The sequence below is a fragment of the Nonomuraea dietziae genome (assembly GCF_014195505.1).
In the GTDB taxonomy this organism is placed as follows: domain Bacteria; phylum Actinomycetota; class Actinomycetes; order Streptosporangiales; family Streptosporangiaceae; genus Nonomuraea; species Nonomuraea roseola.
The window spans coordinates 7,016,701-7,035,365 of record NZ_JACIBV010000001.1 but is presented as its reverse complement, the minus strand read 5'-3'; the positions used below and the strand labels follow the sequence as shown (position 1 = coordinate 7,035,365).

The window sequence follows — 18,665 nt, the reverse complement described above, 5'->3', positions numbered from 1 at the left end:
GGAGCCAAGCGTTGGCTGAGAATCCGTTCTTCGCACCGAGCAGCCTGCCCTACCAGCTGCCGCCGTTCGAGGAGATCCGCGAGGAGCACTACCTGCCCGCGTTCGAGCGTGGCATGGCCGAGCACCTCGCCGAGGTCGACGCGATCGCGAACAGCACCGAGCCGCCCACCTTCGACAACACCCTCGCCGCCCTCGAGCGCGCGGGCCAGGTCCTGAAGCGTGCCGCGATGGCCTTCTTCAGCGTCGCCGCCTCCGACTCCACCGACGGCATGATGGCGATCGAGACCGAGATCTCCCCCAAGCTGACCAAGCACACCGACGAGGTCAAGCTCAACCGGGCGCTGTGGGCCCGCATCAAGCAGGTCTCCACGGACGTGGCCGAGGAGTCGTGGCTGCTGGAGAAGTACCGCGAGGACTTCATCGGCGCGGGCGCCGACCTCGGAGAGGCCGAGCAGGCCAGGCTCAAGGAGCTCAACGAGGAGGTGTCGAAGCTCTCCACCGAGTTCTCACAGAACCTGCTGAAGGCCTCCACGGAGGAGGCGCTGGTCGTCCACGACGCCAAGGAGCTCGACGGCTTCGACGAGGCCAGGATCGAGTCGATCAGGAAGGACGACGCGTACGTCCTTCCTCTGCTCAACTACACCAACCAGCCGGGGCTGGCCCAGCTGACGAACAGGGAGACCAGGCGCAGGCTCTACCAGCTGAGCGTCGAGCGGGCCCGGCCCAACTTCGAGCTGGCCATCAGGATCGCCACGCTGCGCGCCGAGCGGGCCGCTCTTCTGGGCTTCCCCAACCACGCCGCCTACACCGTCACCGACCAGACGGCCAAGACCGTCGAGGCGGTCGAGGCGATGCTCGGCCAGCTGGTGGAGCCCGCCGTACGCAATGCCAAGAAGGAGGCGCAGGCGCTCGCCGAGATGGCGGGCTTCGACATCGAGCCGTGGGACTGGTCGTTCTACGCCGAGAAGGTGCGCCAGGCCCGCTACGACTTCGACGCCGACGCGATGCGGCCCTACTTCGAGCTGAACAGGGTCGTCGAGGACGGCATCTTCTACGCGGCAGGCAAGCTCTACGGCCTGACCTTCACCGAGCGCCCCGACCTCAAGGGCTACCACCCCGACGTGACGGTCTTCGAGGTGTTCAACGAGGACGGCTCGGCGCTCGGGCTGTTCCTGCTCGACCCGTACGCCAGGCCGACCAAGCGCGGCGGGGCGTGGATGAACAACCTGGTCGACCAGTCGTACCTGTTCGGCGAGAAGCCCGTGGTGATGAACAACCTCAACATCACCAAGCCGGCCTCCGGCCCGACGCTGCTGACCTACGACGAGGTCAACACCGCCTTCCACGAGTTCGGCCACGCGCTGCACGGCCTGTTCTCGGAGGTGCGCTACCCCAGGGTGTCGGGGACCAACGTGCCGCGCGACTTCGTGGAGTACCCCTCGCAGGTCAACGAGATGTGGACGACCTGGCCCGAGATCCTGGCCAACTACGCCAGGCACCACGAGAGCGGCGAGCCCATGCCCGCCGAGCTGGTGGAGAAGATGAAGGCGGCGGAGAAGTTCAACCAGGGCTTCGCCACGGTGGAGTACCTCGCCGCGACGCTGCTCGACTGGGCCTGGCACAAGCTGGAGCACGGACAGACGGTCGAGGACGCCGAGGCGTTCGAGGCCGAGGCACTGGAGGCCGCGCAGATCGCCTTCCCTCTGGTCCGGCCGAGGTACAGGACCAACTACTTCCAGCACATCTTCGCCAGCGGCTACAGCGCCGGCTACTACTCCTACATCTGGAGCGAGGTGCTCGACGCCGAGAGCGTGGAGTGGTTCAAGGAGAACGGCGGGCTCACGCGCGCGAACGGCGACCACTTCCGTAAGGAGCTGCTCTCGCGGGGCGGCGGCATGGACCCGCTGACCGCCTTCCGCAACTTCCGCGGCCGCGACCCGCGCATCGAGCCGCTGCTCAAGCGCCGCGGCCTCGACTGAGCTCGGCGAGTGTCTCCTTGAGCCACTGACGCTCCGCCGTACCTGTGGCTCTGGCGACCAGCAGCATGCCGCGATGGAAAGGGTCGGAGACCTCCTCGGCCCGCAGCGGCCTGTCCCCTTCGTAGAAGAAGCTCGCGGGCGCCTCGAGGAAGTCGAGGCGCCTGCGCAGCACCCCGGCCTGGAGTGAGGGATCCTCCAGCGCCGACAGGAACGTCAGCAGCGCGAAGAACCGCGTCTGGTCGCTGATGTCCAGCTCGGACGGCTCCCGCAGCCGTCTGAGCAGCTCCTCCCGCCCTTCGGCGGTGATGGTGAGCACCTGCCTGCGCGCCGCGGCCGCGCCCTCCTCCTCGTGCCGTTCGAGCAGGCCCCTGGCCTCCAGCCTGGCGATGGCCGGATAGAGCGCGCCGTCGCTGACGGGCCTCAGATGCCCGCTCAGCGCGGTGAGGCGCGATTTGAGCTCGTAGCCGTGCATCGGCCGCCGGTTGAGGAACCCCAGGATCATCAGCGTCAGATCACCGCCACTTGCCATGGAAGCATCGTATCGCTATACCTCTATTCGATGTATAACGAAAAGATGCTCAAGCTGGCCGTCCCGATCTACGTGGAGCTGCTCACCGCCGTCGTCGCCGTGAGCGTGATCGACCTGCTCTGGGTCTCCGGGCTCGGCGAGGCCGCGATCGCCGCCGTGACCATGGCCACCACCGTCGAGTACTTCGCCTACGGGCTGATCCTGGCGCTGCCGACGGGCCTCACGGTCCTGGTCGGCAGGCGAGACGGCGTGGCCCCCGTCGCCCCACTGATCAGGTCGGGCTGGCTGCTGTGGCTGGCCGGCTCGACCGCGATCGCGCTCCCCTGCGTGCTGCTGAGGGAGCCGCTGGCCAGGCTCCTCACCGCCGACGCCGCCACGGCCGCGCTGGCCGCGGACTTCCTGCTCGTCGCGATGGCGGGGCTGCCGATCTACTTCGCCCAGACGGTGGCCGACGGCGTGCTCAAGGGGCTCGGCAACGCCAGGATCCCGATGCGCAACGCGCTGATCTGCAACGCCCTGGTGATCGCGCTCGACCCCCTGTTCATCTACGGCCTGGGCCTCGGCGTCCAGGGCGCGGCGCTGGCCACCGTGCTAGCCCGCGCCCTCACCCTGGCCGTCTCCCTGAAGACGCTGGCCCGGCTGGCTCCCCGCGACGCCGAGGGCCGGGCAGGCGCCTGGCAGATCATCGGCACCGGCCTGCCCATGTCGGGCGACTTCCTGGCCCGTGCCGTGGTCGGCCTGCTCCTGATGGAGATCGTCGCCAGGTTCGGCCTCGCGGCCCAGGCCGGCTACGGCATCGGTCTGAAGATCATGCTGGTGGGGGTGATGGCGTTCTACGCCCTCAGGCAGGCCGCGATGATCCGTACGGCCCGATCAGAGGAGACGGGCTCGCCGCTGAGGACGGGGCTGCTGGCAGGGGTGGCGGTCGCGGCGGCGCTCAACCTCGTCGCCGCGCCCGCCGCCGGCCTGTTCACCGACGACCCCGAGGCGGCGGTGAGCTTCCTGCGCTGGATGACGCTCTACCTGATCCCCTTCGGCGGCCTGATCGCGGCGGGCGGGGTGGCCCAGGCGAGCGGAAGGGGCAGCCGCCTGCTGGCCGCCACGCTGGCGGGCTTCGCGGTGCAGCTGCCCCTCGCCTATCTGCTGAGCTCCTGGCTCGGTCTCCCGGGTGTGTGGCTGGCCATGGCGGCCGGGACCACGGTCAGCCTCGCAGCCGCTCCAGTGCGGCGCGCAGGCGCTCCTGGGCGCGCTCCCGGCCCAGCACCTCGATCGACTCGAACAGCGGCAGACCCACGGTGCGACCCGTGACGGCGACCCTGATGGGCGCCTGGGTCTTGCTGAGCTTGAGCCCTCCGAGGGCGGCGCCGACCTCTTCGAGCGCCTCCTTCAGCGACTCGGGGTCCCAGTTGACCGTGTCGAGCCTGGCCAGGTAGCCCTCGATGACCTCGGGGGCGTTCGCCTTCATCGCCTTGTCCCACGAGGCCTGGTCGAAGACCGGCTGCTCGAGGAAGAGGAAGTCGACGTTCTGCCTGATCTCCGACAGCACGGCGACACGGGTCTGGGCGAGCGAGGCGACCTTGCTAAACAGCTCGGCGTCCCAGGAGGGATCGAGGTAGGGCAGGCAGCGCTCCTCGAACGTCTCCAGCGGCAGCGCGCGGATGTACTCGCCGTTGAAGGCGCGCAGCTTCTTCTCGTCGAAGAAGGCGCTGGCGGAGTTGACGTCCTCGAGGCGGAACCTCGGGACCATCTCCGCCCACGGCATGATCTCGCGGTCCTCGCCGGTGCCCCAGCCGAGCAGCATGAGGTAGTTGACCATCGCCTCCGCGAGGTAGCCCTCGTCGCGGTAGGACTCGAGGGCCACCTTGTCGCGGCGCTTGGACAGCTTCTTGCGCTGCTCGTTGACGATCACCGGCAGGTGCGCCCACACCGGCGGCTGGGCGCCGAGGGCCGGCCACAGCAGCATCTGCTTGGCCGCGTTGCCGAGGTGCTCCTCACCGCGCACGACGTGGGTGATGTTCTGGGTGATGTCGTCGACGGCGTTGGCGACCACGTAGAGCGGCGAGCCGTCGGTGCGCGCGACGACGAAGTCCTCCTGGGCGTTGTTGGGGAACTCCACCCGGCCGCGGATGACGTCCTCGACCACGGTGACGCCCTCGTCCGGCGTGCGGAAGCGCACCGCACCCGAGGTCAGCCCCCGATCACGGCAGTGGCCGTCGTAGCCCTTGTGCTCCGAGCCCGTGCGCGCGACCAGGTCGTCGCGGGTGCAGTCGCAGTAGTAGGCCATGCCCTTGGCCAGCAGGAGCTCGACCGCCTCGCGGTGCTGGGGCTCGAAGGCCGACTGGAAGTAGGGCCCCTCGAAGACCGGGTTGGTGCCGTTGATGCCGATCCAGTCGAGCGCCGAGATGATGCCCTCGGTCCACTCGGGCCTGTTACGCGTGGCATCGGTGTCCTCGATGCGCAGCACGAACCTGCCGCCGGACTGCTCGGCCAGCGCCCAGTTGAACAGCGCCGTGCGGGCGCCGCCCACGTGGAACATGCCAGTGGGGGACGGGGCGAAGCGCACCCGTATGTCAGTAGCGCGGCCGGCCCGCGTCGCGGCGCCGCCCACTCCGCTCACTGCGTCGGGTTCAGTCACGGGAGACCACCTTGTTCGTCAGAGTGCCGATGCCCTCGATGCCGACGCTGACCTCGTCACCGATCTCCATCGGGCCCACGCCCGCCGGGGTGCCGGTCAGGATGACATCGCCGGGAATCAGCGTCATGACCGCGCTGACGTAGGCCACCAGCGCGGGGATGTCGTTGATGAGCTGGGAGGTGCGTCCGCTCTGCCTGATCTCACCGTTGACCGTGGTGGTCAGCGCCAGGTCGGAGGCGTCGAGGTCGGTCTCGATCCACGGGCCGATCGGGCAGAAGGTGTCGAACCCCTTGGCCCTGGTGAACTGGACGTCCTTCTTCTGCAGGTCGCGAGCGGTGACGTCGTTGGCGCAGGTGTAGCCGAAGATGACGTCCTTGGCCCGCTCGGCGGGCACCTCACGGCAGAGCCTGCCGATCACCACGGCCAGCTCGCCCTCGAAGTCGACGCGCTCCGACTGCGAGGTGGGATAGGCGATGGCGTCGCCGTGGCCGACCACCGAGGTGGACGGCTTCATGAAGATGAGCGGCTCTTCGGGGACCTCGTTGCCGAGCTCCTTGGCGTGCTCGGCGTAGTTCCTGCCGATGGCGATGACCTTGCTGGGCAGCATCGGCGCCAGCAGCCGCACCTCGGCCAGCGGGTAGCGCTCACCGGTGAACTGGATCTGGTTGAACGGATGACCGGCGATCGTCGAGATGACGTCGCCCTCGACCACGCCGAAGACAACCTCGTCGCCTGTGGAGAACCTCGCTATACGCACATGACAAGGCTAGTGCCGTCCACCTGGTGCCTCGTCGGGTCTATTAATCCCCAAAACCCGCTTTAAACCCTGAATGGCAGTGAACCGCCTGGTAACAGGTCGAAGTGAGTCGATATCGACACCGGGGGTGACTGATCGTGGCTGACACGATGGCCAGAGACAGCGGCACGGCGACGCCGGCCGTACCGAGAGCACGGACGCAGGGCGGCAGCTCGCTCGTCACCGAGCAGGGCAGGACGACCATCGCCGACGGCGTCGTGGCGAAGATCGCAGGACTGGCCGCGCGGGAGGTCTCCGGCGTGTACAGCATGGGCGGTGGCACCGCGCGGGCCCTGGGCGCCATGCGTGGCATGGTCGGCGGCGAGAAGAGCGTGAGCCAGGGTGTGTCGGTGGAGGTGGGCGAGCGGCAGACAGCCGTCGACCTCGACCTCACAGTGGAGTACGGCGCGGCGATCCCCGACCTGGCCGGCGCGGTCCGCAGGAACGTGATCTCGGCGATCGAGCGGATGACCGGCCTGGAGGTGACCGAGGTGAACGTCAGCGTCAACGACGTGCACCTGCCCGAGTCGCCCAAGAACGAGGAGGAGTCCACCGAAAGGGAGAGGGGGCCACGAGTCCAATGACAGATGACGGGCTGGCCCATGCCATAGCGGAACGGGTACGGAGCTGCCCGGGTGTGGCGGATCTCTCGGGCGGCCCGTTCGGGACCGTGGCGACGTACCTGCCGGGCAGGCGGCTGAAGGGGGTGGCCGTTCGCGACGACGAGGTGGAGATCGCCATCGTCGCCCGGGCCGGCCGCTCCCTCCTCGAAACCGCCGACCAGGTGCGCAGCGTCGTCGTCCCGCTGACGGAAGGCCGCCGCGTGAACGTGGCGATCCAAGATCTGGAGGACTCATGAACACCATCCCCGTGCTGCCGATCATCGGCATGGCGGTCGGCATCATCCTGGGCCTGGCCGGCGCCTTCGGCGGGCTGGGGGCGTTCCTGCTGGTCCTCGTGCTCGGCGCGCTGGGCCTGCTGGTCGGGCGCATCGCGGAGGGCGGCGAGATCGACCTGTCGCACCTCACAGCGAGGCGACGATGACACTCCCCGCCCACGGCGTGCTCATCCCCGCCCAGCGGATCCCCGCCGAGCAGCGGGGACGCACGCGTATCGAGGACAGGGTCGTCTCCAGCATCGCGCTGCAGGCGGCCAACGAGGTGGAGCAGGTGCGCGAGGTGCTGCACCGCCGCTCACCCGCCGCCAGGGTGGACGGCGACCTGACGACGATCCGCGTGGACGTGGCGCTGGACTATCCGGCGCCGGTCCGCACGATCGCCTCCGAGATCAGAAACCACGTGGCGCGCAGGGTGCTGGAGTTGACCGGCCTCGAGGTCGCCCAGGTCGACGTGCGCGTGACGAGCCTGGAGGTGAGGTCATGACGCTGGAGGCCAAGCCGGAGCCGCAGACGACGCCGCAGCAGCAGACCGCGCCGGAGACCGCTCCCGTCGCGCCGGTCGATCCTGCGGCCGACAAGGCCGCGCTCCGTGCCTTCAAACCGCGCAGGATGGTCGCCGCCTCCGTGGCGGCTCTGGTGCTGATCGGGATCGGCTTCGTGGCCGCCGTCGAGATCATCTCGACGCTCGTCAACAGGCCGGTCGGCTGGCTGCCCAAGGCTCCTGCGCTGTCGTGGGCCTCGGCGACCCCGTGGAGCAGCCCGCGGGTCCTGGCTGCGGCGAGCGTCCTCGTCCTGGTGGGGCTCGGGCTGCTGGCGCTGGCGATGAAGGCGGGCCGTCCTCATCTGGTGCCGGTGCGCACGGGCGATCCCGACCTGATCATCGGGCTGCAGCCGAAGGGCTTCGCCGCGGCGCTGGCCCGCGCGGCCGAGGACGTGCCGGGGGTCCACTCGGCCAAGGCCAGCGTGGGCGGCGGCAGGGTCGCCGTGACCGCCTACGCGTCAGGGTGGAACGACGCCAGGCTGACGGAGGCCGTCCGGCACGCCGTCCTCGCACGGCTCGGCACGATCGGCCCCATCAACCCCTACAGGGTGTCCGTCACGATGAAGGAGCGGCGATGAGCACCGGCCGCGCCAACCGCATCGGGCTGGCCGTCCTCGGCCTGATCTGTCTCGTGTGCGGCGGGTTGGCGCTGGCCAGGGGGCTGCGCGCCTTCCCGCAGAACTGGGCGCCCGCCGACGAACCGCTGGTCAACGGGCCCGTCCGGGAGTTCTTCACCCGATTCTCCCCATGGCTCTGGTGGGCGCTGGCCGTGCTGGCGGTGGTCCTCGCGCTGGCCGGCCTGCGGTGGTTGGTCGCGCAGAGCCGTCACGAGACCATGGGCGAGGTCAGGGTGGAAGACGGAGCCGAGGGCCAGACGACCGTCACCTCGGCGGCCGTGGCGAAGGCGGCCGCGGCCGAGCTGACCGCCGTGCCGTCGGTGACGTCGGCGACCGCGGCGCTGGCGGGCGACCACGACCACCCCAAGGTACGGCTGCGCCTGGCGGCCGACGAGCGGATGCCGATGAGCGCGCTGCGCGAGGAGCTGAGCACGGTGACCGTGCCACACATGAGGCTGGCGCTCGGGGCCGACCGGCTGCCCACGATCGTCAGGGTCAGCCTGGAATCGGCGGCTCCGCCCAAACGAGTGGTGAGATGAAGAAGCGGGGCCCCGGCGAAGGGGCCCCGCTTCATCGTTGGTTACAGCGGAACAACCTGCTCAGCCTGCAGACCCTTCGGCCCACGGGTGGTCTCGAACGAGACCCGCTGGTTCTCCTCGAGCGAGCGGTAGCCGTTGGTGGTGATGGCCGAGTAGTGCACGAACACGTCCGCGCTGCCGTCGTCGGGCGCGATGAACCCGAAGCCCTTCTCGGCGTTGAACCACTTCACGGTGCCTTCAGACAACTGCTTCTCCTTCTGATGAGCCCCGCTACTTCAGCAGGGCTGCGTTGCGGACCCTACCCCGCAATCGGCTCCGCAGACGAGCGAAGTACCAAGCCGGGTGCCAACAGTGGGCAAAAAGATTGGCATCATCAGCCGCATGGGGCTCATCACGGCCGATCTACTCATTCCGGGCGACGGCCAGCCCGTACGGCAGGCGGCCGTCGTCATCGAGAACGGCCTCGTTCGCTACGCGGGCTCCGCCCGGAACGCCCCCGACACGAGGGGCGCGACGCACACCTCCGCGCCCGTCGTCATGCCTGGTCTGTGGGACTGTCACATCCACCTGTTCGGCGCCCCCGACCTCGACCCCGCGCGCGTCCTCACCGTCTCCCCCGGCCTGCGCGCCGCCCGCTGCCTCCCCTGAAGGCGATCAGGGCGGCCACCACGCACGGCCCTCTCGCGCTCGGCGCCCAGGCGCCGCGCAGCGGGGTGCTGGCCGAGGGGTACGACGCCGAGGTGATCACGCTCGACGCCGACCCGCTCGACGACATCACGGCCATGTCCGATCCCGATCACGTGACGGGTGTGTGGAAGGCTGGCAGGAGGGTGAAGGGAGCCTGACATGTCCGTGGTGAAGATCAACGCGTTGACCGTGCCCGCCGAGATGCGCGAGGAGCTGGAGCGGCGTTTCTCCGGCAGGGCGGGGATGGTGGAGTCGTCCGACGGCTTCGAGTGGTTCGAGTTGCTGCGCCCCGTCGAGGGCACTGACACCTACCTCGTCTACACCCGCTGGCGCAGCGAGGAGGACTTCCAGGCCTGGCAGTCCAGCAGGGCCTTCCAGGCCGGCCACGCCCAGGCCGCAGGAGAGCGGCCCGGGCACGGCCACGGTCAGGGAGAGGGCCACGGGCAGGGACACGGTCACGGCCAGGGCCCCGCCGCCTCGGGGGCGGAGCTGTGGTCCTTCGAGGTCGTCCAGAGCACGGGGCCCAAGGGCTAGTGGTCGAGCGGGTTCGCCGCCACTCTCGCGGCGAACCCGCTCCGCACGAAGCTGGCCGCCAGGCTGTCCGGCTTGCGCGCGGCCTGGCTCTCGAAGCAGGCCACGAACTCCTCGGCGAGGCCGAGGCGCGGGTAGCGGCCCAGCACCTCCTCGCGCACGTCGCCGGGGATCGCGTCGGTGCCGCGTCCCGAGACGTCCATGCCCGTCGACAGCTCCAGCAGGTGGCCCTCGGGGTCGTCGCGCACGTCGACCTCGTCCCACATGTGGCGGACGATCACCTCGGCCGCGCGCCGCCTGCGCTCCACCGGCCAGCCCGCGCCCGCGCCGAACACCCACGCCACGTGCCCGCCCGCCTCCTCGAACGGCAGGCTGTGGTTGTCGAAGGCCTCGGCCAGGCCGAGATCGTGCAGCATCGCCGCCACGTAGAGCAGCTCGGCGTCGAAGTGGATGCCCCTTCTGCGCGCGTAGTAGGCGGCCCACAGATAAGAGCGCACGGAGTGGTTGAGCAGCGCGGGCGAGTGGTAGGCGGTCGCCACTTCGAGCGACGCTCGGCACGCCGATGTGTCCGGGATCACGAGGTTCATGCCGTCACGATAACGATGTCTCATACCAGCTTGACCAGGTGATCTTATTCCGGACAGCATGTTCCGCCCCCTCGGTTCGGCCCGGAAGGATCTGGCGTGCGTCGCCTCGCTCTCCCCCTCGCTCTCCTGCTCGCCCTCGGCGGGCCGGCCGACACCGCGGGCGCCACGGTGAAACGCACCGCGGAGTGCCAGGGCGACTGGCTGCCCGCCACGCCGACGGCGGCCGAGGTGATGAAGGGCGAGGTCGCCTTCCTCGACCTGCCGCCCGTCAAGGTCGGCCAGGACGTCGACTGGCGCACCAACCCGTACAAGAACCGCTCGTGGGGCATGGTGTTCCACTCGCTGCGGTGGATGGGCCGCCTGGTGGCCGAGTACGAGAACAACGGCGAGGAGCGCTACCTCGCCAGGGCCACGGAGATCGCCCAGGACTGGGTGAAGGACAACCCGCGCGGCCGGCCCGCCAGCCCGTACGCCTGGGCCGAGCACCCCATCGCGCTGCGCGCTCCCGCGCTGGTCTGCCTGAGCAGGCACGTCGACGCCAAGTGGCTCAAGGACAGCCTGTCCGAGCACGCCAGGGTCCTCGGCGACGACCGCCTCTACGAGTGGGGCCACAACCACGGCATCGACCAGGACATCGCGCTGCTCGGCATCGGCTGCCGCCTGAACGACAGGCGCTGGCAGGACCACGCGATCAGGCGCCTCACCAAGACCGTGAAGCTCGACATCGACTCGCAGGGCGCGCTGATGGAGCAGGCCCCCCGCTACGCGATCTACGTCCACGACCGGCTGAAGGTCGCCATGACCAACCTCAAGGACTGCGGCCGCAAGGTGCCAGGCGACATCTCCGCGCGCTGGTCGAAGCTGGGCGGCTTCATCATGCACTCCACCAACCCCGCCGGGTTCATGGTGCCGATCGGCGACGGCGGCGCCGACCACGAGCCCTCGGGCTTCCAGAACCCCTCGGAGAGGGTGAAGGTCTTCAAGGCCGGCTACGTGTACGGCAGGACCGACTGGGCCAAGCCCGAGTCGGCCTTCTACTCCATCAGGTTCGGCCCCGGCACGAAGTACCACGGCCACGAGGACCACCTCGGCCTCACCTACTACGCCCAGGGCAGGGACGTCCTGGTCGACGCCGGTTTCCACTCCTACGAGCCCACGCGCTACCGGTACTGGACCATGTCACCCGAGGCGCACAACGTGCCGACCGTCGTGGGCGCCCGCTTCAGGCCGAGGACCGCGACCACGTTGTCCAGGACCGCCTACGACTCGGGCCGCCAGCGCTACCGGCTCACCGACAAGGCGTACGGCGTGAGCCGTACCAGGTCGGTGCTGGTCAACCACGACGAGGACGTGATGGCCGTCCTGGACGGCGCGGGCGGCGGCAGGAAGGTCAGGAACATCTGGCGCTTCGACCCCTCGCTCAAGCTCGTCTCCAACTCCGGCGGCAAGGTCGTGCTGGCCGACGGGAAGTTCAAGGTCAGCCTGGTGCAGCTGTCCGGCTGCAAGCCGGTGGGCGGCCAGAAGGTGGAGCGCGGCGGCAGGCTCGGATGGGTGTCGCCCTCGTACATGGCCAAGAACCCGGCGACGACGGTCGTGTCTCCGGCTTCCACGTCGCTGCTGACGGTGATCGTGCCCGGCACCGACCAGCCGAAGGTGTCGTGCGCGGGGGGCAAGGTCACCGTGCAGACCGCCGACGGCGCCGTCGGCTTCAAGGCGTCGATCTTCTAGGCCGGCTCGTACCTGACGGGGCGGCCGGGTGGGCCGCCCCGCCGCGGCCTCAGACCTCTCTGCCCGAGCGCAGCAGGCCGTAGGTGACGGCCTGCTCAAGGGCCTGCCAGCTGGCCTCGATGATGTTCTCGTCGACGCCCACGGTGGCCCACTCGCCGCTCTCGTCGCTCGAGGTGATCAGCACGCGGGTGATGGCGCCCGTGCCGTGCGAGCCCTCCAGGATGCGCACCTTGTAGTCGACGAGCTCGAGCTTGGCCAGCTCGGGATAGAGCTTCTCCAGCGCCAGCCTGACCGCCCTGTCGAGCGCGTTGACGGGGCCGTTGCCCTCGCCCGTGGCGACGATGCGCTCGTCCTTGGCGTGGACCTTGACCGTGGCCTCGCTGACCACCTCGCCACCCTTGGTGCGCTCCACGATCACCCGCCACGACTCCACCTCGAAGTGGCGCTTGCGCTCCCCGTGGACGGTGTCGCGCAGCAGCAGCTCGAAGGAGGCGTCGGCGGCCTCGAAGGTGTAGCCCTTGGACTCCAGGTCCTTCACCCTGCCGACCAGGGTCTTGGTGGACTCGGGGGTCAGCTCGTAGCCGAGCTCGCGGCCCTTGAGCTCGACCGACGCGCGACCTGCCATGTCCGAGACCAGCATGCGCATGTCGTTGCCGACCATGGCGGGGTCGATGTGCTGGTAGAGGTTCGGGTCCACCTTGATGGCGCTGGCGTGCAGGCCCGCCTTGTGGGCGAAGGCGGAGGTGCCCACGTAGGGGGCGTGGGAGTTGGGGGTGACGTTGGTGACCTCGGTGATCGCGTGCGCGATGCGGGTCATGTCGGCCAGCGCCTGCGGAGGCACCAGGTCGAAGCCGCGCTTCAGCTGGAGGTTGGCCACCACCGTGAAGAGGTTGGCGTTGCCCGAGCGCTCGCCGTAACCGTTGGCGCAGCCCTGGACGTGCGTGGCGCCCGCCTTGACCGCGGCGAGCGTGTTGGCGACGGCGCAGCCGGTGTCGTCGTGGCAGTGGATGCCGACGCGCGCGCTGGTCTGCACGGCCGCGTGGACGACCTCGGCCAGCTCGTCGGGGAGCATGCCGCCGTTGGTGTCGCACAGGGCGATGACGTCCGCGCCCGCTTCGGCCGCGGTCAGCAGCACCTCCAGCGCGTAGGCTGGGTTGGACTTGTAACCGTCGAAGAAGTGCTCGGCGTCGAGGAAGACTCGCTGTCCCCCCGCACGAAGGTGAGAGACCGTATCGCGGATCATCGCGAGGTTCTCCTGGAGAGTCGTGCGGAGGGCCAGCTCCACGTGCCGGTCGTGGCTCTTGGCGACAAGGGTCACGACCGGCGCGCCGGATTCGCGCAGAGCGGCCACCAACGGGTCGTCGGCTGCCTTCACACCGGCTCGGCGGGTCGCGCCGAACGCGGCGAGCTGCGCGTGCTTCAGGTCGAGCTCTGTTTGAGCGCGCCTGAAGAACTCTGTGTCCTTGGGGTTGGCGCCCGGCCAGCCCCCCTCGATGAATCCGACGCCCAGCCCGTCCAGGTGCCGCGCGACAGCGAGCTTGTCGGCGACGCTGAGGTTCAGGCCCTCCTGCTGTGCGCCGTCTCGCAGCGTGGTGTCGTAGACGTGGAACCGATCGTCGGCCATCGAGATCTCCTGAGGAAAAGTCTGTGCAGAAAAGCAAAAGACCCCTCACGGACGTGAGAGGTCTGCGCGCTGGCTATGTCCCTTGTCAGCCAGCGCGCCTGCCGATAATGAGCAGAGCAGAACACATGATGCCTGCGAGTCTGCCACACGCATTCACCATCTGGCACATCGATCTCATATTTCGGGACGTCACACCGAGGTGCCCTGCTGTTCGATCGCCGACAGGTCCCTGATCGGCCGGCCGTCGAGGAGGAGCGTGGGGGTGCCGTCGATCCGGATCTTCGCGTTGTCCTCGAGGTGCTCGCCCGCGTGGCGCTGCGAGGTCACGCACTGCTCGAAGCCCGCCTCGGTGACGCCCGCGCTCCTGCCCGCGGCCACCAGCTCCTCGACCGTGTAGCCGGTGGCCTGGCCGTGCGGGGCGGGCTGCATGCCGTACAGCTTGTCGCGGAAGGCGAGCCAGTTGGCCGAGGGCACGCAGCGCGCGGCCGCGGCGGCCCTGATGGAGTTGGAACGGCTGGGCTCGTCGGTGAAGATCGTCACGGTGTGGAAGACGACGGTGAGCTTGCCCTCACCGACCATCTGCTCCAGACGCCGGCCCGAGGTCTCGTGCAGCTCCTTGCAGAAGGGGCAGTCGAAGTCCTCGAACAGGTCGAGCACGGGCGCGTCGGCACCGGGCTTGCCCAGCAGCATCGAGCCGTCGGCCCGCCGGACGAGCTTGACGTCCTGCGCCGCGCTCCCCTTCGGGAGCCCCGCGATGATCAGCAAGCCGGCGAGTACGGCAAGCGCCACGAAGGCGCCGACCATCTTGGACCGTCCACGCCTCTCTACCGTCAACTCCACGTATGGCTCCGCCCATAAGATCCGCTTTCAACCGCGTGTCACCTTATCGGGTGGGGAGAATGTGCCCCATGAAGGCCTCTTACCTCTCGCCCGCCGTCGGGCAGTACATCCTGGCCCACTCGACCCGCCCCGATGAGCTGCTCGACGAGCTCGCCGCCGAGACGCGCGCGGCCACAGGGCCTGACGCGGGGATGCAGATCTCCCCCGACCAGGGCCGCTTCCTCACCATGATCACACAGCTCGTCAAGCCCACGCTGGCCGTCGAGGTCGGGACGTTCACCGGATACTCCTCGCTGTGCATCGCCAGAGGACTCGCCGGGGGACGGCTGCGCTGCTTCGACGTGAGCGAGGAGTGGACCTCGATCGCCCAGCGGTACTGGGAGAAGGCGGGGGTCGCCTCGAGGATCACGCTCACGCTCGGCCCCGCCACGGAGTCGCTGCGGGCCCTGGAGGAGCAGATCGACCTCGCCTTCATCGACGCCGACAAGATCAACTACCCGGCCTACTACGAGCTGGTGATGGAGCGGCTGCGCCCCGGCGGGCTGGTGCTGGTGGACAACACGCTGTGGGACGGCTACGTCGCCGACCCCTCGTACGAGGACGAGATGACCAGGAGGATGAGGGAGTTCAACGACCTGGTGATGAACGACCCGAGGGTCACCTCGGTGATGCTGCCGATCGCGGATGGCCTGACCATGATTCGAAAGAAGTAGCGAAATCGTTCCCACGAATTGGTTACGATGTGTCGCGTGCTGAACACGTTGCGCTCGACCATCCGGAGGGGATGATAGTGACATGGCCAAGGTTCTGGAGCGACCGATCACAGAGAAGCCGACGATGCAGGAAAGCTACAAACGCGCCTGTGAGCTCTTTCCCGCTTACCGCGTTGAGCTCGTCCACGGCCGGATCGTGGTGAACGACGTGCCCACCGGAGATCACAACGACATCGTCTCGAACCTACTGATGCAGATCGTCAGTGTGGTCGCGGCCAATGGCTGGAAGCTTTGGACCAACATCAAGGTCTTCCTCGGCCCTCAAGCTGACCGCTACATTCCCGACCTGACCATCGTTCCGCGTGATCCGCACATGTGGGGCGACGACGAGGTCTACGGCGACGATACCCGGCTCGTCGTCGAGGTCGTTTCGCCCTCCAGCGTCCACGACGACCACGCCGTCAAGCCCCGCGAGTACGCCAGGGCGGGTGTCCCGCTGTACCTGCTGATCGACCCCGCGCAGAGCGTCGCGATCCTCTTCAGCCTGCCCGCCGAGAAGGGCTACCAGCACAGGACCCAGGTCGAGCTCGGCACCGCGCTCGACCTGCCTGAGCCGTGGAAGCTCTCCATCGACACGGGCAAGCTCGTCGAGGCCTGATCCCCCCTTCCGGCGGCGCGACCGTGGCCGGGAGAATGGGGCGTGCACATCATTCTGGAGACCGAGCGGCTGGTGTTGCGCCGCTTCACCGAGGACGACCTCGACCATCTGGTCGAGCTGGACAACGACCCCGAGGTCATGCGCCATCTCAACGGCGGCAGGCCCGTCGCCCGCGAGCTGATCAGGGACGTCATGCTGCCCAGGTTGCTGTCCTACTACGAGCGTCCAGACGGGTTCGGGTTCTGGGCGGCCGAGGAGAAGTCCACGGGTGAGTTCATCGGCTGGTTCCACTTCAGGCCGGGCAAGGACGCCCCTCCCGGTGAGCTCGAGCTGGGCTACCGGCTGCGGAAGGCGGCGTGGGGCAAGGGCTACGGCACCGAGGGCTCCCGCGCCCTGATCGACAGAGGCTTCACCGAGCAGGGCGTGGAGCGGGTGACGGCCGGCACCCTGGCCGTCAACACGGGCTCGCGACGGGTGATGGAGAAGGCCGGGCTGACGCACGTGCGCACGTACTTCGACGACTGGCCCGAGGGCATCGTGCGGTCCGAGGAGGGCCTGGTCGAGTACGCGCTGACCAGGGCCGAGTGGGAGGCGAACAGGTCCGGCTTGTAGAAATGAGGCCATGTCCGTCTCGCAGACCGAGTGGGAGCAGCATCGGCCGGCGGTCTTCGGCGCGGCCTACCGGCTGCTCGGGAGCGTGGCCGACGCGGAGGACGTCGTCCAGGACGTGTGGCTGCGCGCCGCGCAGGCCGATCTGGACGACGTGGTCGACCTGCGGGCCTGGCTCGTGACGGTCTCCGCGCGCACCTCCTACAACCTGCTCAACTCGGCGAGGGCCCGAAGGGAGCTACGTCGGGCCATGGCTGCCGGAGCCGCTGCTGACCGGGCCGGACGCGGCCGCCCCCGTGCTAGTGGACGAGTCGGTGAGCTTCGCGATGCTCCTGGTCATGGAGGAGCTCTCCCCGCCCGAGCGCGTGGCGCTGGTGTTGCACGACGTGTTCGCGCTGCCGTTCGACGAGATCGCCGAGGTGCTGGGCACCACCTCGGCCGCCAGCAGGAAGCTGGCCTCCAGGGCCAGGGGCCGCATCGCCAAGGCCAGGCGGCGGCAGCCGCCGTCCAAGGCTGAGACGGCCGAGGCGCTCCAGGCGTTCAAGGCGGCGGCGCAGGCCGGCGACCTGGCCAGGCTGGTCGAGCTGCTCCACCCCGAGGCCGTCTACGTCGTCGACGGCGGCGGCAGGGTGACCGCGGCCCGCATGCCCGTCCACGGTGGCGAGCGCGTCGCGACGCTGGCCATCCGGGTGGTGCTGCAGGCGCGGCCCGACAGCATCGAGCTGATCGAGCTGAACGGAGAGCCCGCGCTCGCCGCCCACCGCGACGGCGCGCTGCTGTGGGTCGACACGGTCGAACTCGTGGACGGCAGGATCGTCGCGATCAGGCGCGTGGCCAATCCCGAGAAGATCGGTCACATCTGAGCGAGCTGTCTTGTCTCCCTGCCGGAGCACACTGCAGAGGAGACCAAGATGGCTCACATCGTGATCGTAGGCGGCGGTTTCGCGGGCGTGTGGAGCGCCGCGGGCGCCGCACGGGTGCGCGGCGAGGCCGCCGACGTCCGCATCACCCTCATCTCGCCGAGCGACCAGCTGGTGCTGCGACCCCGGATGTACGAGGCGGAGCCCGACCTGGCCACGGTGGAGCTCAGCCGGGTACTCGAACCCATCGGCGTCGGGCACCTGCGGGCGACGGTGACCGCCATCGACACCGGACGCGGCACCGTGACGGCCGGCGGCGAGGTGATCGCCTACGACCGGCTGGTGCTGGCGGCGGGCAGCGCCCTCGTGCGCCCCGACCTTCCTGGCGCGCAGCACCTGTTCGACGTCGACACTCTCCAGGGCGCGCGCAGGCTCGCCGGCCACCTCCGCGGACGGGACGGCTTCACCGCGGTGGTGGTCGGCGCGGGCTTCACCGGACTGGAGGTCGCCACCGAGCTGGCGGGACGCGGCCGGGTCGTGCTGGTGGACAGAAGTGACGTGGTCGGCGTCGAGCTGGGCCCCGGACCGCGCCCCGCGATCGAGGCGGCGCTCGACAAGCTGGCCGTCGAGCGCCGGCTGGGGACCAGCGTGACCTCCGTGGGCCCCGACCACGCCATCCTGTCGGACGGCTCGCGGGTGGAGGCCGACGCCGTCGTCTGGACGGCGGGCATCCAGGCCAGCCCGCTGGCCGCGCACCTCCCCTCCGAGCGCGACCGGCTCGGCAGGCTGCTGGTGGACCGGCATCTGCGCGCCGGCCGCGCCGAGTTCGCCGCGGGCGACACCGCGGCCGCCCGCTACGACGACGGCCACTTCGTGATGCCGAGCTGCCAGCACGCGATCCCGCTCGGCATGGTCGCGGGCCACAACGCGGCGGCCGACGTGCTCGGCCTCGAGCTCAGGGAGTTCGAGGCAGGCCCCTACGTGACCTGCCTCGACCTGGGCGAGGCAGGCGCGGTCTTCACCAGGGGCTGGGAGCGCGCGGTGATGGCCTCAGGCGTGGACGGCAAGGAGGTCAAGCGGTGGATCATGGAGGTGATCCACCCGCCCGTCGACGACGCCGCGACCATCCTGGCGGCCTCCGACCATCCCTCCTTCGAGATCCCGTTCTACGAGAGCCGCTGACCGGCGCGGCGGGTCCAGGCAGAACCCCGGCGGCTTGGATCTGTCGCCGTGGGAAGCGCGCCCTCATCGCCGAGGCGCCGCCGACCAGGGGGTCGGCGGCGTGGTGGGGAAG

The 18,665-nt window shown here is 69.4% G+C and carries 24 protein-coding genes and 1 pseudogene; 18 read left to right on the top strand and 7 right to left on the bottom strand.

Annotation, left to right across the window (positions count from 1 at the left end; translation table 11 throughout):
• Positions 1 to 11: 11 nt before the first annotated feature.
• Complete coding sequence (locus FHR33_RS33565; protein ID WP_183656351.1) at positions 12 to 1,979, top strand: M3 family metallopeptidase; 1,968 nt, start codon at positions 12 to 14, stop codon at positions 1,977 to 1,979.
• On the opposite strand, the gene FHR33_RS33560 is transcribed toward FHR33_RS33565, so the two are convergent.
• A complete protein-coding gene (locus tag FHR33_RS33560; RefSeq protein WP_183656348.1) occupies positions 1,957 to 2,508 on the bottom strand; it encodes a PadR family transcriptional regulator in 552 nt (183 codons plus the stop codon). The genes FHR33_RS33565 and FHR33_RS33560 overlap by 23 nt on opposite strands.
• 30 nt (positions 2,509 to 2,538) lie before the next feature.
• Here FHR33_RS33560 and FHR33_RS33555 point away from each other — a divergent pair, with 30 nt between their 5' ends.
• Positions 2,539 to 3,816 carry an MATE family efflux transporter gene (locus FHR33_RS33555; protein WP_183656345.1) on the top strand — a complete coding sequence of 426 codons (1,278 nt, stop codon included), beginning with the start codon at positions 2,539 to 2,541 and terminating at the stop codon, positions 3,814 to 3,816.
• Here FHR33_RS33555 and gltX read toward each other — a convergent pair.
• Positions 3,710 to 5,071 carry a glutamate--tRNA ligase gene (gltX, locus tag FHR33_RS33550; RefSeq protein WP_312896023.1) on the bottom strand — a complete coding sequence of 454 codons (1,362 nt, stop codon included), beginning with the start codon at positions 5,069 to 5,071 and terminating at the stop codon, positions 3,710 to 3,712. The genes FHR33_RS33555 and gltX overlap by 107 nt on opposite strands.
• A 64-nt stretch (positions 5,072 to 5,135) precedes the next feature.
• A complete protein-coding gene (locus tag FHR33_RS33545; RefSeq protein WP_183656342.1) occupies positions 5,136 to 5,900 on the bottom strand; it encodes a fumarylacetoacetate hydrolase family protein in 765 nt (254 codons plus the stop codon).
• Between the two features lie 149 nt (positions 5,901 to 6,049).
• On the opposite strand from FHR33_RS33545, the gene FHR33_RS33540 reads away from it, so the two are divergent.
• Genes FHR33_RS33540 through FHR33_RS33515 form a run of 6 tightly spaced genes read left to right on the top strand, consistent with a single transcriptional unit; the run spans position 6,050 to position 8,534 of the window.
• Positions 6,050 to 6,523 carry an Asp23/Gls24 family envelope stress response protein gene (locus tag FHR33_RS33540; protein WP_183660452.1) on the top strand — a complete coding sequence of 158 codons (474 nt, stop codon included), beginning with the start codon at positions 6,050 to 6,052 and terminating at the stop codon, positions 6,521 to 6,523.
• 53 nt (positions 6,524 to 6,576) lie between these two features.
• A complete protein-coding gene (locus tag FHR33_RS33535; RefSeq protein WP_246452260.1) occupies positions 6,577 to 6,798 on the top strand; it encodes a hypothetical protein in 222 nt (73 codons plus the stop codon).
• On the top strand, positions 6,795 to 6,983 hold the full coding sequence (locus tag FHR33_RS33530) for a hypothetical protein (RefSeq protein WP_183660650.1): 189 nt from the start codon (positions 6,795 to 6,797) through the stop codon (positions 6,981 to 6,983). The genes FHR33_RS33535 and FHR33_RS33530 overlap by 4 nt, the downstream gene beginning before the upstream one ends.
• Positions 6,980 to 7,321, top strand: coding sequence for an Asp23/Gls24 family envelope stress response protein (locus FHR33_RS33525; protein ID WP_183656336.1), 342 nt, complete (start codon positions 6,980 to 6,982; stop codon positions 7,319 to 7,321). Before FHR33_RS33530 ends, FHR33_RS33525 begins: the two co-directional genes overlap by 4 nt.
• Positions 7,318 to 7,956 (top strand): DUF6286 domain-containing protein, encoded by a 639-nt coding sequence (locus FHR33_RS33520; RefSeq protein ID WP_183656333.1) that lies wholly within the window; start codon positions 7,318 to 7,320, stop codon positions 7,954 to 7,956. Before FHR33_RS33525 ends, FHR33_RS33520 begins: the two co-directional genes overlap by 4 nt.
• Complete coding sequence (locus tag FHR33_RS33515) at positions 7,953 to 8,534, top strand: hypothetical protein (RefSeq protein WP_183656330.1); 582 nt, start codon at positions 7,953 to 7,955, stop codon at positions 8,532 to 8,534. The genes FHR33_RS33520 and FHR33_RS33515 overlap by 4 nt, the downstream gene beginning before the upstream one ends.
• A 41-nt stretch (positions 8,535 to 8,575) precedes the next feature.
• On the opposite strand, the gene FHR33_RS33510 is transcribed toward FHR33_RS33515, so the two are convergent.
• Entirely contained in the window at positions 8,576 to 8,779 is a 204-nt protein-coding gene (locus tag FHR33_RS33510; protein ID WP_183656327.1) for a cold-shock protein, read from the bottom strand.
• Between the two features lie 136 nt (positions 8,780 to 8,915).
• Here FHR33_RS33510 and FHR33_RS49320 point away from each other — a divergent pair, with 136 nt between their 5' ends.
• The 3 genes from FHR33_RS49320 to FHR33_RS33500 are packed head-to-tail and all read left to right on the top strand — an operon-like array spanning position 8,916 to position 9,755.
• On the top strand, positions 8,916 to 9,182 hold the full coding sequence (locus FHR33_RS49320) for a hypothetical protein (RefSeq protein WP_221241359.1): 267 nt from the start codon (positions 8,916 to 8,918) through the stop codon (positions 9,180 to 9,182).
• Entirely contained in the window at positions 9,083 to 9,379 is a 297-nt protein-coding gene (locus FHR33_RS49315; protein ID WP_221241358.1) for an amidohydrolase family protein, read from the top strand. Before FHR33_RS49320 ends, FHR33_RS49315 begins: the two co-directional genes overlap by 100 nt.
• A 1-nt stretch (position 9,380) precedes the next feature.
• A complete protein-coding gene (locus tag FHR33_RS33500; protein WP_183656314.1) occupies positions 9,381 to 9,755 on the top strand; it encodes an antibiotic biosynthesis monooxygenase family protein in 375 nt (124 codons plus the stop codon).
• On the opposite strand, the gene FHR33_RS33495 is transcribed toward FHR33_RS33500, so the two are convergent.
• Positions 9,752 to 10,339, bottom strand: coding sequence for an HD domain-containing protein (locus FHR33_RS33495; protein ID WP_183656311.1), 588 nt, complete (start codon positions 10,337 to 10,339; stop codon positions 9,752 to 9,754). The two genes, FHR33_RS33500 and FHR33_RS33495, sit on opposite strands and share 4 nt — an antisense overlap.
• A 96-nt stretch (positions 10,340 to 10,435) precedes the next feature.
• Here FHR33_RS33495 and FHR33_RS33490 point away from each other — a divergent pair, with 96 nt between their 5' ends.
• Complete coding sequence (locus tag FHR33_RS33490; protein WP_312895835.1) at positions 10,436 to 12,067, top strand: heparinase II/III family protein; 1,632 nt, start codon at positions 10,436 to 10,438, stop codon at positions 12,065 to 12,067.
• Positions 12,068 to 12,116: 49 nt separating this feature from the next.
• Here FHR33_RS33490 and cimA read toward each other — a convergent pair whose 3' ends face one another.
• Both cimA and FHR33_RS33480 read right to left on the bottom strand, forming a co-directional pair.
• The gene (gene cimA, locus FHR33_RS33485) at positions 12,117 to 13,691 is read right to left on the bottom strand and encodes a citramalate synthase (RefSeq protein ID WP_183656301.1); all 1,575 of its coding nucleotides are present in this window, start codon (positions 13,689 to 13,691) and stop codon (positions 12,117 to 12,119) included.
• Between the two features lie 189 nt (positions 13,692 to 13,880).
• Positions 13,881 to 14,531, bottom strand: a complete 651-nt coding sequence (locus tag FHR33_RS33480; RefSeq protein ID WP_183656298.1) for a DsbA family protein — start codon at positions 14,529 to 14,531, stop codon at positions 13,881 to 13,883.
• Between the two features lie 68 nt (positions 14,532 to 14,599).
• On the opposite strand from FHR33_RS33480, the gene FHR33_RS33475 reads away from it, so the two are divergent.
• The 6 genes and pseudogenes from FHR33_RS33475 (at position 14,600) to FHR33_RS33455 (ending at position 18,553) form a co-directional block, all read left to right on the top strand.
• Positions 14,600 to 15,244: an O-methyltransferase gene (locus FHR33_RS33475; protein ID WP_183656295.1), complete on the top strand. Its 645-nt coding sequence runs from the start codon at positions 14,600 to 14,602 to the stop codon at positions 15,242 to 15,244.
• Between the two features lie 82 nt (positions 15,245 to 15,326).
• Complete coding sequence (locus FHR33_RS33470) at positions 15,327 to 15,902, top strand: Uma2 family endonuclease (RefSeq protein ID WP_183656293.1); 576 nt, start codon at positions 15,327 to 15,329, stop codon at positions 15,900 to 15,902.
• Between the two features lie 42 nt (positions 15,903 to 15,944).
• Positions 15,945 to 16,514: a GNAT family N-acetyltransferase gene (locus tag FHR33_RS33465; protein ID WP_183656291.1), complete on the top strand. Its 570-nt coding sequence runs from the start codon at positions 15,945 to 15,947 to the stop codon at positions 16,512 to 16,514.
• Positions 16,515 to 16,524: 10 nt separating this feature from the next.
• Positions 16,525 to 16,677 (top strand): annotated as a pseudogene (locus tag FHR33_RS53435) (sigma factor); the annotation flags it as partial.
• A gap of 148 nt (positions 16,678 to 16,825) precedes the next feature.
• Entirely contained in the window at positions 16,826 to 17,374 is a 549-nt protein-coding gene (locus FHR33_RS49310) for a sigma factor-like helix-turn-helix DNA-binding protein (RefSeq protein ID WP_312895834.1), read from the top strand.
• 48 nt (positions 17,375 to 17,422) lie between these two features.
• Positions 17,423 to 18,553 carry an NAD(P)/FAD-dependent oxidoreductase gene (locus FHR33_RS33455; protein ID WP_183656289.1) on the top strand — a complete coding sequence of 377 codons (1,131 nt, stop codon included), beginning with the start codon at positions 17,423 to 17,425 and terminating at the stop codon, positions 18,551 to 18,553.
• The last annotated feature ends 112 nt before the right edge of the window (positions 18,554 to 18,665 follow it).